We start from the raw sequence: 16,610 nt of genomic DNA, 5'->3' as shown, positions 1-16,610 counted from the left end.
CCAGTTGTGTCAATTTCCACCCAGATTATCTTCCAGGAATCGGCTGATCCGGCAGGGCATTGAACGGCCTCCGGATCAGCCCGAAAACCTTTTCAGAGACTATCCGATAACCGCAAGCACATCGTCTTTGGCAACAGAATCTCCGGAATCAAAGGGGATGGATTTAATTGTTCCGCTGCAGGACGCTTTCAGCGGATTTTCCATCTTCATGGCTTCGAGAACGACAATCGTATCGCCTTCTTTGACGCTGTCACCTTCTTTGACCTCGTATTTAATGATCATGCCGGGCATCGGAGCGGTCAGTGCCGTTCCATCAACAGCGGCAACTTTCGGGGCAGCTTTCTTGGCGGCCGGTTTGGCAGCCGCAGCCGGAGCAGCCGCAGCGGGTCTGGCAGCCGGAGCAGCATAGCTGATGACCGGAGCGCCGCCGACTTCTTCCACCCCCACTTCAAAGTATTCGTCATCCACATATACGTTGAAGGTACGTGCCCCCTCTCCCATTGCGGGTGGATCTTTTTTCTCGACCACCTGATCTTTTTTGGCTTTTACCATCAGATCCAGCATCTTGCGGGCAGCTTCAATCGATCTGGGTTTAACTTCTTCCGGTACAGCTTCCTTGCCGTATTTCCATTTCAAAAACTTTTTACCGGTTACAGGGTAAATGGCATAGAGAATCAGATCATCGATATCTTTGGCCAGATCGCCGATTTCAGCCTTGGCCGCATCGAGTTCGGGCTCAATGATTTGAGCCGGACGGCAGGTGATCGGCTCTTCGCCTCTCACATAGCCCTTGAGGGCTTTTTTCTGTACTTCCGGATTGATCGGAGTGGCTGTTTTCCCGTACATGCCGTAGACCAGATCTTTGACCTGACCGGTAATCATCTTGTAGCGTTCTTCCGGGGTGTCGAACAGTACGTTGTTCACGGTCTGAATACCCACGATCTGACTGGTCGGTGTTACCAGCGGCACCTGGCCCAGATCTTTCCGGACTCTCGGCAGTTCCTTGAACACATCGTCGAGCCGGTCAAGGGCGTTCATTTCTCTGAGCTGATTAACCAGGTTGGAGAGCATCCCGCCCGGGGTCTGATGCAGCAGAACGTTGATGTCGATGGTTGACAGTTTGGTGTCATCCAGGATGTGCATATACTTGGGAACGATATCTCTTTCGAGAATCACATCGATGGCAACCAGCTTGCGGATATCAAAGCCGGTGTCACGGTTGGTTCCCAGAAGGCTCATGACCAGAGGTTCAATCGCCGGATGGGACGTACGGCCTGCATACGGGGCCATACAGGTATCAACGATATCCACGCCGGCTTCAATGGCCTTGAGCTGAGCCATCTGAGACATACCGGATGTGGTATGACTGTGCAGGTGAATCGGGGGCTTTACCGTTTTTTTCAGGGCGGTGATCAGGTTGAACGCATCATACGGTGCAATCAGACCCGCCATGTCCTTGATGCAGATACTGTCGGCGCCCATGGCTTCCAGAGCTTTGGCCCTCTGAATATAATAATCCAGATTATAAACTTCTCCGCCCAGCCGGGCTTCGGTCAGGGTATAGCAGATGCAGCCCTGAAAATGTTTGCCCGCGGCTTTGATAGCCGGAACAACCGTTTCAAAATTTCGATAATCATTCAGAGCATCAAACGTTCTGAAAATGTCCATTCCATTTTCAGCGGCTCTTTCAACAAACGCCTTGGCCGTATCGTCAGCATAATTGCGGTATCCGACAAGGTTCTGGGCTCTGAGCAGCATGGAGAAAGGAGTTTTCTTAACGTATTTTTTCAGAGTTCTGAGCCTTTCCCACGGATCTTCATTCAGGAAGCGATGCATGGTATCGAAGGAAGCCCCCCCCCAGGTTTCCAGTGCCCAGTAACCAATTTCATCCATCTGTTCGGCAACCGGAATCATATCTTCGGTCCGACCCCTTGTGGCAAACAGAGATTGATGACCGTCACGAAAGGTCAGATCCTCAATTTTAATCGGGTTTGCTGCCTTCGGCCTGTCGGGGCTGTAATCCATTGCCGTCATTTTTACTTGGATTTCGCTCATCTTAAGGTTCTCCTCCTAAAAAATTATATAAAACGTTTCGTTCTTCCGATGATTAAAAACTGAATTTCTCTAAATACCCCTATCGAAATGCAGATCCTTTAAAGGATCTGAACTGCATCAGCGTTCTCATCTGCATCACGTTCTGTCGAGCGCTCTGACCCCAGAAACTGATCGGCGTCGGCCTCTGTAAAGGAATTGCAGCCTGCATTGCCAGCTGTTCTTCCTCGGTTTTGATATAATTCGTTACGGCAGCCATCGCAGCCGCTATCTTTTTTCTGGTTTTCATTTGATCTCCGTTTGGCTTAAGGTGTTAAAAGATAGAATCAAATCTCAACCCATTACAACGGAATATTGCCGTGTTTCTTCGGAGGTCTGATCTCTCGCTTGCTGCAAAGGATTTCCAATGCTTCTATCAGTCTGGGCCGGGTCTGTGCGGGCTCTATAACCGCATCGACAAAGCCTCTTTGTGCCGCACAATAGGGGTTGTTAAACAGCGCCTCATATTCATCGATACATTCTTTGCGTTTTGCCACAGGATCTTCTGCCCCCTTGATCGCCTTCGCATAGATAATATTGGCTGCGCCGGCAGCGCCCATAACCGCAATCTGTGCGGTCGGCCAGGCAACGGCAAAATCATTGCCCAGATCCTTGGCACACATGGCCAGATAAGATCCACCGTAATCTTTACGGGTAACCAGAAGCAGCTTCGGCACCGTCGCCTCTGAATAGGTCCAGAGAAGTTTTGCACCATGGGTGATAATGCCACTCCATTCCTGATTGGTTCCCGGCAGGTATCCGGGCACGTCCGCGATGGTCAGCATGGGAATATTGAAAGCGTCGCAGAATCTTATAAAACGGGAGGCCTTGTTGGAGGCGTTGATGTCCAGACATCCGGCCAGAACCATGGGCTGATTGGCGATAATACCGATGGTTCTGCCATTGAGTCTGGCAAAACAGATCAGGATATTCGGTGCATAATATTCATGCGGTTCGAAATATTCACCGTTGTCCACGAGGGATGCAATGACATCCTTCATGTTGTAGCCCTGATTCGGGTTGTCCGGAATAATGGCGTTCAGGGCCGGATCAATCCGTTTGGGATCATCACCCGTATCAACGATCGGCGGATCTTCCATGTTGTTTGACGGCAGATAGGAAAGCAGAATTTTGATCTGATCCAGGCAGTCCTCGTCACTTTCGCAGGCAAAATGGGCAACACCGCTCTTGGTGTTATGTGCCATGGCCCCGCCGAGATCTTCCTGAGTGACTTCTTCACCCAGAACAGCCTTGATCACCTGAGGTCCCGTGATGAACATATAGCTGGTATTTTTTACCATAAATATATAATCGGTCATGGCCGGAGAGTAAACCGCACCGCCTGCGGTGGGCCCCATAATAGCGGAAATCTGAGGAATCACACCCGAAGCGATGGAGTTTCTGAAAAAAATATTCCCGTATCCGGAAAGGGCATCGACACCTTCCTGAATTCGTGCACCGCCGGAATCATTGAGTCCTATGCAGGGGGCTCCCGCTTTAAGCGCCAGATCCATGACCTTGCAGATCTTCTTGGCATGCATTTCACCAAGGCTTCCGGCTCTTGCGGTAAAATCCTGCGCAAACGCGAATGCAGGTCTGCCATTGATATAGCCGTATCCGGTAATGACACCGTCGGCCGGAATTTCAACCTTTTCCATGCCAAAATTTACACAGCGATGTGTGACAAACATGTCAAGTTCCCGAAATGTTCCGGGATCAAAAAGATAATTGAGTCTTTCCCGGGCAGTTATTTTCCCTTTAGCCTTGTGTTTTGCGATACCTTTTTCACCGCCCATCTGCAGAACCTTCTTCTCTCGGTCCTTCAGATCATTTAATTTATCTTGCACAATACCCATCGTCAATTTCCTTTCATCTCTCCAGATTGAACATTTTGGTTAGATAGATATATCCAACAATTTTACTTTGTTCGTCAGTCTGCTTTGTTTATGAAACAATCCGCACGATTTCTGATGCTTAGCGAACACAAAGCAATGGCCTATCAAGTAAAATACGAAATAGATATTTCTCCTCCTTCCTGATTCATATAACTTATATTGTGTAAACGAGATGTAAAATTCTTTTTTCTATACTCGGCTGATCTTGTCAAGAAAAAAAAGCAACCGACTGGCAGCATGAGTTGGAGCAATCTCTCCATTTTCAACTTCTTTTTTAACTCTTGGAAGTATTTTAATCACATTTTGATTTTTGTAAAACCATTGTTCAAGGCCTTCCTTGACAAGAAATTGCATCCACTCAAGAGACTGCTCTCTCCTTACAAGTTCAAACTCTCCGGTTGTTATCATTTTTTTCTTAAATTCCAAAATCATATCCCATATTTCTTCGATACCGGTATGTTTCAATGCACTGCAGATTTTTACAGGAGGAGACCAATTTTGAGATGAAGGGGAAACAAGATGCAGTGCCGTTTCATACTGCTTTTTAGCCAATTTGGCTCTTTGAATATTATTTCCGTCTGCCTTATTAACCACTACCGCGTCAGCCAGCTCAAGTACTCCTTTTTTTATCCCCTGGAGCTCGTCACCAGCGCCGGAAATCTGTAAAACAAGGAAAAAGTCCACCATGGATTTCACTGCCGTTTCAGATTGACCGACTCCGACTGTCTCGACGATCACCACATCGAATCCGGCCGCTTCGCAAACCAGCATTGTTTCGCGTGTTTTTCTGGCAACGCCTCCCAGAGTACCGCCGGACGGAGACGGCCGGATAAAGGCCTGCTTTTCGACAGAAAGCATTTCCATCCGGGTTTTATCTGCCAGAATACTTCCGCCACTTCTTGTACTGCTGGGATCGATTGCAAGGACTGCCACACGCAATCCTTGCTGAGTCAGCATCATACCGAGACTCTCGATAAAAGTACTTTTCCCCGCTCCGGGAACACCGGTAATTCCCAACCGGATCGATTTTCCTGTATGCGGCAGCAGCCGGTCAATAATATGCCTTGCCATTTCCTGATGAGTAAGCAGTGAACTCTCAATCAAAGTAATGGTTTTGGCCAACATCAATCTGTTGCATTCCAAAACGCCCTTTACATAATTTTCTGGATCTTTGAACATCTCACTGCCTCCAGCATTTTAGAGCTACAGTTGACGAAAACATTCGACCAACGGACATCTCCTCCGGCTTTTTCCAGCCGGAGGAGATGTTTCATTCATTGAACATCTCCGGCCCATCGAATTTGAATGAACCGGAACTTTTTACAGTTTATTTACAATATTTCGCTTCAAGAAGATTCATCACATGGTTTGCAGACTCGATAATGGGCGTGCCCGGGCCATAAATGCCTACACAGCCGGCATCATAGAGGTACTGGTAATCCTTGGGCGGAATAACGCCACCGGCAACCACCAGAATCTCCGAAGCACCCTGGCTCTTGAGCTCTTCGATCAGCTGTGGAACCAGCGTCTTATGACCCGCTGCCAGACTGGAGGCACCCACCACGTGGACGTCATTTTCAATTGACATTTTGGCAGCCTCTTCCGGTGTCTGGAACATGGGACTGATATCCACATCAAATCCCAGATCGGCAAACGAACTGGCCACGACTTTGATGCCGCGGTCATGTCCGTCCTGTCCCATCTTGGTCATAAAAATTCTGGGACGCCGACCGGTCTTGTCGGCAAAATCCTGGGTCCGTTTCTTTAAGGCCTGAATAACACTCTGATCTTTGTACTCGGATGCGTAGGCACCAGAGATTACCTGAGTGGTGGCCACATACCTGCCGAAGATTTTTTCCAATGCATCGGAAATTTCGCCGCCTGTCGCCCGGAGTCTGGTAGCCACGACGGTCGCTTCCAGGAGATTGCCGCCTTTTTCCGCGGCATTGGTAAGATCATCCAGCGCTTTTTTCACAGCAGCGCCGTCACGGCTTGCCTTAATCTGTACGAGTCGCTCCATCTGCTCATCCCGAACAGTTGCCGGAACTTCCAGAATCTCCATCGCGCTCAGGTCTTCTTCGATATGATATTTATTCACGCCAACGATAACATCCTTACCCGAATCGATTCGGGCCTGTCGTTTAGCGGCGGACTCTTCGATTCTCATCTTGGGCATTCCGGATTCGATCGCTTTGGCCATACCGCCCAGCTCTTCGATCTCATCGATAATTTTCTGTGCGCCCTTGATGATGCTGTCAGTCAGATATTCAACATAATAGGAGCCGGCCAGCGGATCTACCTCATGGCAAATCTGAGATTCCTCCTGAACGATGATCTGGGTATTTCTGGCGATCCGTGCGGAAAAATCCGTGGGCAGGCCAATGGCTTCGTCATAGGCGTTGGTATGCAGAGACTGGGTTCCGCCCAATGCAGCCGACATACACTCCAGAGTGGTTCGAATGATATTGTTGTACGGATCCTGCTGGGTCAGACTCCATCCGGATGTCTGGCAATGGGTTCTGAGCATGACGGATTTCGGATTTTTCGGATTAAACTGGGTCATCAGCCGATGCCACAGGAACCGGGCCGCGCGCAACATGGCAATTTCCATGAAAAAATTCATGCCGATGCCAAAGAAAAAGGACAGGCGGGGTGCAAAGGAATCAACATCCATGCCCGCTTTCAGTGCCGCTCTGACATATTCAACGCCGTCAGCGAGGGTAAATGCACACTGCAGCACAGAATCTGCACCGGCTTCCATTATGTGATAGCCGCTGATACTGATCGTGTTGAATTTGGGCATTTCCTTGGAGCAGTAAGCCATGATATCAGAAATAATTCTCATGGAAGGCTCGGGCGGATAAATATAGGTATTTCTGGTCAGGTACTCTTTCAGGATATCATTCTGAATGGTACCGGTCAGTTGTTCATGCTTTACGCCCTGCTCTTCAGCGGCGACAATATAGCCTGCCAGAATCGGAAGAACAGCGCCGTTCATGGTCATGGAAACCGACATCTTGTCCAGAGGAATCTGATCAAACAAAATTTTCATATCCTCGACCGAGTCAATTGCTACACCGGCTTTACCGATATCACCGGCGACTCTGGGATGATCTGAATCGTAGCCTCTGTGGGTGGCAAGGTCAAATGCCACCGACAGGCCCTTCTGACCGGCCGCCAGATTTCTTCTATAAAACGCATTGGATTCTTTTGCGGTGGAAAAACCGGCATACTGACGGATCGTCCAGGGTCTTGCGGCATACATGGTCGGCTGAGGGCCGCGGGCATACGGGGGCATGCCCGGAAGCGTATTGACGCATTCCAGGCCTTCGATATCTTCAGCCGTCATTACCGGCTTGACCAGAATCCCCTCGGGGGTCATCCAGTCCAATGTGTCTGGAGATTTGCCTTTCATTGTTTTGGTTGCAAGCTCTACCCATTTTTGTTTATCCGGATGTTCTGCCATACCAAACTCCTTTCATAAATTCTCAGGCTCCTGTGCGCCTCTTTGTTTTCATCTGAAAAAATAAATCCGATATTCCTGTAAAGAAATTAATCTCTTTGGCACAGCTCTACCAGCACACCGTTTGTCGCTTTGGGATGCAGAAATGCGATTTTCGCTCCGCCTGCGCCAATGCGGGGTTTCTGATCAATCAGTTTAATACCTTTCTCCTTCAGGTATTCCAGGGCCTTTTCGATGTTTTCGACACGAAACGCCACATGCTGTATGCCTTCGCCTTTTTTATCAATATATTTGGCGATTGGCCCTTCCTCCGAGGTGGATTCCAGCAATTCAATTTCACTTTCACCGATAGGGAAAAACGCTGTCGTCACTTTTTGTTCCTGAACCGTCTCTGAGCCTGCGCATTTAAGTCCCAGAATGTCGGTCCAGAAATTCTTGACACCGTCAATGCTTTTGACTGCAATCCCAAGATGGTCAATTTTAAGTGTCTTCATGTATCACTCCTTTCATTTTTTTGAAGCATTAGATGTTGACCGGAGTATTTGCTGGAGACAGCCCCGGCTGTGACACCATTTTCCACTGACAAAATGTCCCCTGTTCGCATCAAGAAAATATCTTTACACGCTTTTACCGGCTGTAACGCTGCAGAACCTTCCGGAAACCCGGAATAGAATTGATGATGGTGTTATCATCCACACAATACGCAATCCTGAAATGACCGGGCCCGCCGAATCCGCTTCCTGGAACGACAAGGATCAATTCCTCCTGCAGGGCCCGTACAAATTCAACATCATCGGGAATCGGCGTTTTGGGAAACACATAAAATGCTCCGGGGGGCCGGATAAACTGATATCCACAATCGGCAAGCCCGTCACAGAGGAGATCTCTTTTCCTCTGATAAACCGCAACATTCACGCTTGCACCCTGTATGGAGGCCACAACCTGCTGAATCAGGGCCGGTGCATTCACAAAGCCCAGAATCCTGTTGGAAATCGCCATGCCATCGATTAAATCCTGCTTATATTCAGCCTCCGGATGAACAGCGATAAAGCCGATGCGTTCCCCCGGAATGGAGAGATCCTTGGAATAAGACGACGCGATAATACTGTTGGAATAACAGGAAAATATACTCGGCACCGAAGCCCCCTCATAAACAATTTTCCGATAGGGCTCATCTGATATCAGATAAATGACATGACCGAACTCCTTTCCTTTTTTCTCCAGAAGTTCGCCCAGTTGTTTCAGACACGCTTCGCTGTAAATCTGACCCGTCGGATTATTGGGGGAATTGATCAGAACCGCTTTTGTTCCAACAGCGATGGCATTTGAAATACGATCAATATTTAATGTGAAATCATCATTGACAGGAACGGTTTTTAACAAACCGCCATGATTGGCGACATAAGCATCGTATTCAACAAAATACGGCGACGGAGCGACCACTTCATCACCGGGATCGAGAAGGGTTTTCAATATCACATTCAACGCGCCTGCGGCCCCGCATGTCATCAGTATTTCGGTTTCTGACAGCTGAATCTGCTGCTCAGCGGAAATATAATCCGAAACAGACTTACGGACATGAGGATATCCTGCATTTGACATATAGCCATGGCTTGTCGTCTTTTCAGCCGAGCAGACAATGGCCTTCAATGCGGATGTAAATTGTTCAGGCGGCACCAGATTCGGATTCCCGAGACTGAAATCAAATACGTTTTCAGCACCGTATTTTTTTTTAAGACGGGCACCCTCTTCAAACATTCTGCGTATCCATGACGATGTGGATAGCATTACTTTAATATTTTTAGAAATCGACATAGAGAGCTTTCCAGGTTACTTGTTTCTATTTCCAAACGAACTTTTGAGGGTTAACACGAACGACTTTCAAAAGCTTCCCCAGCCTTACCTGAATTTTTCGTCCAGCTGATTACTGAACTCAATTCTTTTAAAAAATCATCTTATATCCAGCCTCACAAACAACTTGTTTATCATATTGTTATAATTAGAAATTTCAATCAAATTCACAATAAAACATCTATCCATATTTACTTTGCCAAATGCATTTCCCATCAGCGGCAAAAGCTTGATTCTACTTTATTTGAATGGATAGATTATCAGTGCTTTATCAAAAAATTAACAAAGCTACAAGAGAATAAAACATTTTGTTTTATTCTACTGATTCTACTGATTTGATCTCTGGTATCTTCTTTTTCAAAAGACGTTCGATACCAAATTTAAGTGTCCGCTGAGACAGCGGACACCCTGCACAGGCACCCTTCAACCTGACTTTAACGACATCGCCGGTCACGTCTGCCAGTTCCACATCTCCTCCGTCCGCCTGGAGCACAGGACGAATTTCATCAAGCACTTGCCGGACTTTTTCTTTCATGCACATCCCTCCCTTTATGATAGCGATATAAATAAACGTCCAGATTAGTCTTTTTCCATATCAGCATAAAATAGTTTTCTGAAACTCTCAAAATTATTCTGCAGAATGGATTCCCGGATTTGTTTCATCAGCGTGTTATAAAAATGAATATTGTGAATGGTGTTTAAACGGTAGGCAAGAAGCTCCCTGACCATATAAAGATGGCGAAGATAGGCCCGGGAGTAATTTCGGCAGGTATAACAGGTACACCCGGAATCAACCGGGGACTCATCATGAGCAAAACGGGAATTACTTATATTAATAGCGCCTGATTTTGTAAAAAGTTGACCGTTCCGGGCATTTCTGGTAGGCATGACACAGTCGAACATATCAGCACCCATTGCGACCAGCTCGATAAGGTCCTGCGGGGTTCCCACCCCCATGATATATTTTGGCTTTTCATCCGGCAATCCCGGCAGGGTAGATTCCGCAACACCGTACATAAGCTCCTTTGGCTCGCCGACACTGATCCCACCAATCGCATATCCGCTAAATTCTATATCTCTCAGCGCATCGGTGGACCGCTGACGAAGATCCTCGAACATTCCCCCCTGAACAATACCAAACAGAGACTGGGTATCCGGGCATGTCTGTTGCCAGGTTTCATAGCAGCGTTCTGCCCATCGCGTGGTGATCTCCAGCGCGGCCAGGGCCTCCTCCCGGGAAGACGGATAGGCAATACACTGGTCCAGGCACATCATGATATCAGAGCCGATGCAACGCTGAATCCCTATGGATTTTTCCGGCGTCAGCAGATGCCTCGACCCGTCGATATGGGACTGAAAAGACACCCCTTCTTCGGTTATCTTCCTCAGTTTAGACAGAGAAAAAACCTGGAACCCGCCACTGTCAGTCAAAATCGGCCCGGCCCAGTTCATAAACCGGTGAAGCCCGTTGAACCGCTGAAGGATATCGCACCCGGGTCTCAAATATAAATGATAGGTGTTCCCCAGAATAATCTGAGCACCGGCTGCTGTAAGCTCTTCCGGCGTCAGGGACTTTACCGTACCCCTCGTGCCCACAGGCATGAACACCGGTGTCTGAATCAAGCCGCGGGATGTCGTCAGACACCCCGCCCGGGCTCTGGTTTCAGTAGATTTTGCCATTATTTTAAATTTCAGCATATTCTCCTCAAAATCAAATTGCTCAAAAGCGATGTATATCTGCAATGATATCGAGCGGAAACCCGATCTCTTATCCTGGTTCACAGCCGGCGAAAAGGCTTGTCTCAGAAATGCATTCAGCAATAGCGCACCGGGAAAACGAACCGTTTACATTCGCAGATATTATCTGATCAGCATCGCATCGCCGTAGCTGTAAAAACGATATTTTTTTTCAATGGCCTCATGATACGCATCAAACATGGTTTTGTATCCCGCAAAAGCGGCAACAAGCATCAGAAGGGTAGATTTTGGCAGATGAAAATTCGTCAGCATGGCATCCACAACCTTAAAGCGGTAGCCCGGATAAATGAACAAATCGCAATTTCCACTGCCGGGCGAAACCCTCCCGCAGGTATCTGATGCGAATTCAAGCGTACGGACACAGGTCGTCCCGACAGCCACGATTCGCCGGCCGTTTTCTTTGGCAAGATTGATTGCTTCAGCCGTCTCGGGCGAAATCCGGTAGCGTTCGGAATGCATTTTATGTTCCCTGATATTTTCAACCCTGACCGGCAGAAATGTCCCGTATCCGACATGCAGCGTAATGGCAACCACGTTAACACCTTTTGCCTTCAACCTGTCCAGCAGACTTTCGGAAAAATGCAACCCGGCCGTAGGCGCGGCAATCGCACCTTTCTGCGATGCATAAACCGTTTGATACGCAACGCGGTCATCCATCTGCTGGTGGCCGGAAGGCCGTTTGATATACGGCGGAAGCGGCATACTGCCGATGCGCTCGATAGCATTATCGACACCTGTTTCGGAAAAAAACCGGAGGATATTAAAATCATTCTCCGAACCGATGACGCGTGCTTCAAGCCCCGGATCAAAATATAACACAGCGCCCGTTTTTACCTTTTTTGACGTCTTGACCAGGCATTGAAATTCCCGGGTACAATCTTCCCCAGGGTTGTCAGAGGATTCAGAATAATTCAGAATCAGCACTTCGGCTTTTCCCCCGGATGCTTTTCTCCCGTACAACCGGCCGGGAATTACTTTGGTATTATTGATCACCAGAACATCCGAAGGGCGGAGAAGATGAAGCAGCTCTTCAAAAACATGATGGGAATATTCTGCAGTTTTTCTGTCGAGCAGAAACAGACGGGACTGATCTCTTCGGGCCGAAGGCGTTTGCGCAATTAACTCCCCCGGCAAATGATAATCGTAATCGCTGATCGTAAACACAGTGCTACCTTCTCCCTAAAACTACCAGAAACAATCCGGCAAGCATCAACACAAATCCAAATTTTCTCAACATATCATCCGGCACTTCGGTCAGTTTATATATCCAGGTTTTCATTTTTTCCGGTACAGCAAAGTATGGCAGCCCTTCAACAATCATGACCATTCCGAAAACACAAAGAAAAAATTTCATTTTTACCCTCTCAATTACCACATGCTATCAAATTAATTTTTATATCTTCAGCAAGCGACGTTTGTCAAAATAAAAGAAACCGCATCCGCACGATTGCATTCAGTCCTGCTCAGGATAACTACCCGGAAAAGGGGTGACCGCAAACAGCGAAACCAATGCACCCCTTGCTATCCATTTCTACTTGCCAAAACAAAGTAACCAATAGTAAGATTTACATACCCGTTATCCAATTGATGCGAACCCCTTCCTTACACGATAGAGGATGAATCCGTCATGAACAGCGGACATACTCCGGTAGTCAAAAAGCCTCTCTATTTCTGGATATTCTACAAGCATTTAAAGTTTCACTTCCTTCTGCTGCTGATTATCTTTGTCACGGTAGCGGTAAGGGTTGTGCCTCTGGAGATGCAGAAACGCATCATCAATGAAGCCATCAATCTAAAAGATATGAAATTATTGGTTCAATACTGCAGCGTATACCTGGGGGCCGTCATTTTCGCCAGCATTTTGAAATTTTTCATCAATGTCATTCAAACAACGATCAGTGAACAAGTACTGTCTGATATGAGAAAACAGCTCTACAGCCACATTCTGACCCTTCCGTTGAGTTTTTTCAGAAAAACCCCTCCAGGCATGGTTGTCTCGTCCTTGATTACCGAGTTGACGACATCGGGCAATTTTGCCGGCATGGCCATCTCCGTTCCCGCTTCGAGCGGATTGACACTGCTGGCCTTCGCCGGATACCTGTTCTGGCTGAACCCGTTGTTAGCCGTCATTTCCCTGAGCATTTATCCCGCGGTCCTGTTACTGATTCCCATGCTCCAGAAACGGGCCAACCTTAACAATAAGAACCGTGTAGATACGACCCGGACACTATCGAACCTGATCGGGGAAACCATCGGCGGGATTCACGAAGTCCATGGGAACGGATCGTACCACATTGAAAACAGAAAATACAGTCAGCTGGTCAACCGGCTCAAACGAATACGGATCATCTGGACCCTCTATTCCCAAGGCATCAAGCTGACCAATAATTTTTTCAACAATCTGAGTCCGTTTCTCATTTTTATCATCGGGGGCTACCTGGCCATGAAGGGCCAGCTGGAGCTTGGGTCGCTGGTGGCATTTTTATCCGCTCAGGAAAAGCTGTATGATCCGTGGAAAGAGTTAATTGAATTTTATCAGGTATATCAGGATGCCTCCGTCCGCTACAAGCGGACGATGCAGTACTTTGACGCCGAGCCGGATCATATGCTGGCGCCAGTTGGCAGAAAGCCATATGACCTGGAAGGACGCCTGGACATCCGTCACCTTTCCTTTTTCACTGAAGACAGGATTCAGCTGCTCAACGACATCTCTCTGTCTCTGGAGCCCGGAGAGCATCTTGCCCTTGTGGGGTTTTCCGGCAGCGGTAAAAGCACCCTGGCGCTCTGCATCGCACAGCTTTACCCGTATTCGATCGGTCATATTAAAATCGGAAACACGGAAGTGTCCGAACTGACCAAAAAAGATATGACGCTAAACACCGGGTTTGTTTCTCAATCGCCCTTCATTTTTGACGGCAGCATAAAGGACAATCTGGTTTACGGCTGTCTGTCCAAATGCGACGAGCATTCCACCGACACATGCGAATTTATACCTGATATAGACGATATGATTGAAATCCTTCACCAGACAGGCATTTTTGTAGATGTCCTTTCCTTCGGCCTGTCAACAATTCTCAATGCGAAGCAGCTGGAAAAACTCGAACCTGTCCTGATCCGCATCCGTGAAAAATTCAGGGAAAACTTCGGCGACAATCTGGGAGACGATGTCGAATTTATCAATGATAATAAATACCTTTATCATTCAAGCATGTTGGATAATTTAATTTTTGGAACATCGAATCCGAAGATTTTTGACGCCAGGAAACTTTCGGGGAATACGTATTTCCTGCAATTTCTGGATAAAGAAGGCCTGACCCGGCCCCTGATCGATATCGGCAGCGAACTGAGCAATCATATGGTAGATATTTTAAAAAATATGCCAGGAGATACAATATTTTTCACCCGCAGCCCCATCGGTCCGGATGAACTGGATGACTATACACAGCTGGTCGAACGAATGCGACACATACATTCAAACGAGCTCTCAAACGCAGACCGAAACCGGCTGATAGCGATCGCCCTTCGCTTTACCCCCGGCATTCACAAAATCATTTCCCTGCCAGAAGCCCTTGAACAGCGCATCATCGAGGTCCGCGCCCGGTTCAGGGAAAAAATTGTTTCGAATTATCCCGGCGCATTTTCGGTATATAATCCGGGCGACTATATCCACTCGGAAAACATTCTCAACAACATCCTGTTCGGAAAGCTGAAGCCCGACGCTCCTCACGCTCAGGAAAAAATCAACCGGAGCATCATTCATCTACTGATTGAGGAAAACCTGCTGGAAACCATTATCGAAATCGGAATGCTGTATCAAGTCGGCAGCAAAGGCGACAAACTCTCCGGGGGACAAAAGCAGAAACTGGCCATCGCCAGAACGTTTCTCAAATCACCGAAACTGCTGATTTTAGATGAAGCCACATCCGCTCTGGACAATCTGTCCCAGACCCGCATACAGAATCTGCTCGAAACCCGATGGAAAGGAAGAGTCACGACGATCTCGATTGCGCATCGGCTCGATATAATTAAAAATTATGACAGGGTGGCGGTAATGAAGTCCGGAAAAGTCGTCGAACTCGGGCCCTATGATGAATTGATGGAACAAAGAGGAGTCTTATATGAGCTTGTCACCGGAAGGCGATAGCATCTGTGGTCATGGCGAATTCCATGATGATCTTGATCTGCTGAGACAAATCTATTTTTTTTCCGGTCTGAATCCGGAAGCCTTGAAAATAATGGCTTATTTAAGCTGCAGACAGCGATTTCAGGCTGGCGACTATATTTTTCGCCAGAATGATGACGACGGGCAGGCAATCTATATCCTGAAAGGCAGAGTGCAACTGCTGTATGAAAATCACGCCCCTTCCCCGCCGATCAGAGAGTATGAAGCCGAACAATTCCTGGGCGGGCTGTCCCTTCTGGGAAAAATGCGCCGGCTTTTCTCTCTGAAAGCGGCCACCAACACGTGTTGTCTCGTATTGACCCGGGAAAAATTTTCCAAAGCACTGGAACAGTATCCGGCCATCATGCCCGTCATTTTAAACGCTGTCACCAACCGGATCAGAGTATGGGAACAGAATTTTCTACTCGATACATCAACGGCTCAGAATGAGTTAAAGGACCATATCGGCGTCAGCCTTCTGTAGTCATCTGTCTCCTGCTGCTGCGGATGCCGTCTTTTACAAATAACTGAACAATACCACTGACTGACGCATAGATTTGATATGACATCAACTAAAATTTTCTTACGTCTGAAAACCGAACTGTCGGAACTAAACCGGCTCAGCAGAGCGCTGAATCAATTCGGCGCTACGCTGAAGCTGCCGCCAGCCATCATATTCAAAATCAATCTGGCTCTGGAAGAATTGATATGTAATATTATCAGTTACGGACATCCGGAAAATCGTTTCCACCAGATCGATCTGTCTGTTGAATTCAAAACCAATGCGTTGATCATTCACCTTAACGATGACGGGATCCCGTTTAATCCGCTCAACGCTCCGTGTCCCGATTTGGCATGCGGCCTCGAAAACCGCAAAATCGGCGGACTGGGCATTCAGCTTGTCAAATCCGTGATGGACGAGGTCTGTTATCAGCGATACGGCAACATCAACTCACTGACCCTGAAGAAATATATCAATAAATAACGTTCAGTTACTCGTTTTTTTAATGAACGGGCGCTGACAATCCCCGGCAGCCATGGAAAGGATACCTTCATGAAGCTTATAGAACAGCAATACAACCGGTACCGGATTTTTAAAATCGCCGGCCGACTGGATTCAAATACCTCCCCGGAATTTGAAAAAAAAATTCTGGACGCCGCCAGAAGCACGTCTGATTTTATCATCCTCGACTTTAAAGAACTGAATTATATTTCCAGTGCCGGGCTGCGCGTTATCCTGAAAACGGCAAAGGAGATCGAACCTTCGGAAAGAGAATTGTACATATGCGGCATGGAGGATTATGTTAAAGAAGTCTTTGAAATCTCCGGATTCGATACATTTTTAAATATCGTTCCAACCCTTGAGGACGCGTTGAAGGTTCATTAACCG

General features: G+C 47.5%; 15 protein-coding genes. 4 read left to right on the top strand and 11 right to left on the bottom strand.

The window, feature by feature from the left end; genetic code table 11:
• Positions 1–99: 99 nt before the first annotated feature.
• From PHQ97_09130 to PHQ97_09080, 11 genes are all read right to left on the bottom strand, one after another.
• The gene (locus PHQ97_09130; protein MDD4392892.1) at positions 100–2,055 is read right to left on the bottom strand and encodes a pyruvate carboxylase subunit B; all 1,956 of its coding nucleotides are present in this window, start codon (positions 2,053–2,055) and stop codon (positions 100–102) included.
• A 79-nt stretch (positions 2,056–2,134) separates the two neighbouring features.
• Positions 2,135–2,341 carry a hypothetical protein gene (locus PHQ97_09125; GenBank protein MDD4392891.1) on the bottom strand — a complete coding sequence of 69 codons (207 nt, stop codon included), beginning with the start codon at positions 2,339–2,341 and terminating at the stop codon, positions 2,135–2,137.
• A gap of 52 nt (positions 2,342–2,393) precedes the next feature.
• Entirely contained in the window at positions 2,394–3,947 is a 1,554-nt protein-coding gene (locus PHQ97_09120) for an acyl-CoA carboxylase subunit beta (protein MDD4392890.1), read from the bottom strand.
• 228 nt (positions 3,948–4,175) lie between these two features.
• Positions 4,176–5,165 carry a methylmalonyl Co-A mutase-associated GTPase MeaB gene (meaB, locus tag PHQ97_09115; GenBank protein ID MDD4392889.1) on the bottom strand — a complete coding sequence of 330 codons (990 nt, stop codon included), beginning with the start codon at positions 5,163–5,165 and terminating at the stop codon, positions 4,176–4,178.
• 148 nt (positions 5,166–5,313) lie between these two features.
• Positions 5,314–7,452, bottom strand: a complete 2,139-nt coding sequence (scpA, locus tag PHQ97_09110) for a methylmalonyl-CoA mutase (GenBank protein MDD4392888.1) — start codon at positions 7,450–7,452, stop codon at positions 5,314–5,316.
• Between the two features lie 86 nt (positions 7,453–7,538).
• Entirely contained in the window at positions 7,539–7,943 is a 405-nt protein-coding gene (gene mce / locus PHQ97_09105; GenBank protein MDD4392887.1) for a methylmalonyl-CoA epimerase, read from the bottom strand.
• Between the two features lie 133 nt (positions 7,944–8,076).
• Positions 8,077–9,264: a pyridoxal phosphate-dependent aminotransferase gene (locus tag PHQ97_09100; protein MDD4392886.1), complete on the bottom strand. Its 1,188-nt coding sequence runs from the start codon at positions 9,262–9,264 to the stop codon at positions 8,077–8,079.
• A gap of 349 nt (positions 9,265–9,613) precedes the next feature.
• Entirely contained in the window at positions 9,614–9,835 is a 222-nt protein-coding gene (locus tag PHQ97_09095) for a NifU family protein (protein ID MDD4392885.1), read from the bottom strand.
• 44 nt (positions 9,836–9,879) lie between these two features.
• Positions 9,880–10,998, bottom strand: a complete 1,119-nt coding sequence (gene tgt, locus PHQ97_09090) for a tRNA guanosine(34) transglycosylase Tgt (protein ID MDD4392884.1) — start codon at positions 10,996–10,998, stop codon at positions 9,880–9,882.
• A gap of 162 nt (positions 10,999–11,160) precedes the next feature.
• A complete protein-coding gene (queA, locus tag PHQ97_09085) occupies positions 11,161–12,222 on the bottom strand; it encodes a tRNA preQ1(34) S-adenosylmethionine ribosyltransferase-isomerase QueA (protein MDD4392883.1) in 1,062 nt (353 codons plus the stop codon).
• A gap of 4 nt (positions 12,223–12,226) precedes the next feature.
• Positions 12,227–12,412: a DUF2065 domain-containing protein gene (locus tag PHQ97_09080; GenBank protein ID MDD4392882.1), complete on the bottom strand. Its 186-nt coding sequence runs from the start codon at positions 12,410–12,412 to the stop codon at positions 12,227–12,229.
• Positions 12,413–12,685: 273 nt separating this feature from the next.
• Here PHQ97_09080 and PHQ97_09075 point away from each other — a divergent pair, with 273 nt between their 5' ends.
• The 4 genes from PHQ97_09075 to PHQ97_09060 all read left to right on the top strand — a co-directional run bounded on the left by PHQ97_09075 (position 12,686) and on the right by PHQ97_09060 (position 16,607).
• The gene (locus PHQ97_09075) at positions 12,686–15,202 is read left to right on the top strand and encodes an ABC transporter ATP-binding protein/permease (GenBank protein ID MDD4392881.1); all 2,517 of its coding nucleotides are present in this window, start codon (positions 12,686–12,688) and stop codon (positions 15,200–15,202) included.
• Entirely contained in the window at positions 15,177–15,704 is a 528-nt protein-coding gene (locus tag PHQ97_09070; GenBank protein MDD4392880.1) for a cyclic nucleotide-binding domain-containing protein, read from the top strand. The genes PHQ97_09075 and PHQ97_09070 overlap by 26 nt, the downstream gene beginning before the upstream one ends.
• A gap of 78 nt (positions 15,705–15,782) precedes the next feature.
• Complete coding sequence (locus tag PHQ97_09065) at positions 15,783–16,205, top strand: ATP-binding protein (GenBank protein ID MDD4392879.1); 423 nt, start codon at positions 15,783–15,785, stop codon at positions 16,203–16,205.
• A gap of 69 nt (positions 16,206–16,274) precedes the next feature.
• A complete protein-coding gene (locus PHQ97_09060) occupies positions 16,275–16,607 on the top strand; it encodes an STAS domain-containing protein (protein ID MDD4392878.1) in 333 nt (110 codons plus the stop codon).
• Positions 16,608–16,610 lie beyond the last annotated feature (3 nt).

Source organism: Desulfobacterales bacterium (genome assembly GCA_028704555.1).
Classification (GTDB): domain Bacteria; phylum Desulfobacterota; class Desulfobacteria; order Desulfobacterales; family JAQWFD01; genus JAQWFD01.
This window is presented reverse-complemented; position numbering and strand designations above follow the sequence as displayed.

What these genes read in the sequence shown, in the direction of transcription:
- PHQ97_09125 (MDD4392891.1), bottom strand. Translation starts at nt 2,341, where the DNA reads ATGAAAACCAGAAAAAAGATAGCGGCTGCGATGGCTGCCGTAACGAAT.
- PHQ97_09100 (MDD4392886.1), bottom strand. Translation starts at nt 9,264, where the DNA reads ATGTCGATTTCTAAAAATATTAAAGTAATGCTATCCACATCGTCATGG.
- PHQ97_09130 (MDD4392892.1), bottom strand. Translation starts at nt 2,055, where the DNA reads ATGAGCGAAATCCAAGTAAAAATGACGGCAATGGATTACAGCCCCGAC.
- PHQ97_09120 (MDD4392890.1), bottom strand. Translation starts at nt 3,947, where the DNA reads ATGGGTATTGTGCAAGATAAATTAAATGATCTGAAGGACCGAGAGAAG.
- PHQ97_09070 (MDD4392880.1), top strand. Translation starts at nt 15,177, where the DNA reads ATGAGCTTGTCACCGGAAGGCGATAGCATCTGTGGTCATGGCGAATTC.
- PHQ97_09065 (MDD4392879.1), top strand. Translation starts at nt 15,783, where the DNA reads ATGACATCAACTAAAATTTTCTTACGTCTGAAAACCGAACTGTCGGAA.
- PHQ97_09060 (MDD4392878.1), top strand. Translation starts at nt 16,275, where the DNA reads ATGAAGCTTATAGAACAGCAATACAACCGGTACCGGATTTTTAAAATC.
- meaB (MDD4392889.1), bottom strand. Translation starts at nt 5,165, where the DNA reads ATGTTCAAAGATCCAGAAAATTATGTAAAGGGCGTTTTGGAATGCAAC.
- PHQ97_09080 (MDD4392882.1), bottom strand. Translation starts at nt 12,412, where the DNA reads ATGAAATTTTTTCTTTGTGTTTTCGGAATGGTCATGATTGTTGAAGGG.
- scpA (MDD4392888.1), bottom strand. Translation starts at nt 7,452, where the DNA reads ATGGCAGAACATCCGGATAAACAAAAATGGGTAGAGCTTGCAACCAAA.
- tgt (MDD4392884.1), bottom strand. Translation starts at nt 10,998, where the DNA reads ATGCTGAAATTTAAAATAATGGCAAAATCTACTGAAACCAGAGCCCGG.
- mce (MDD4392887.1), bottom strand. Translation starts at nt 7,943, where the DNA reads ATGAAGACACTTAAAATTGACCATCTTGGGATTGCAGTCAAAAGCATT.
- PHQ97_09075 (MDD4392881.1), top strand. Translation starts at nt 12,686, where the DNA reads ATGAACAGCGGACATACTCCGGTAGTCAAAAAGCCTCTCTATTTCTGG.
- PHQ97_09095 (MDD4392885.1), bottom strand. Translation starts at nt 9,835, where the DNA reads ATGAAAGAAAAAGTCCGGCAAGTGCTTGATGAAATTCGTCCTGTGCTC.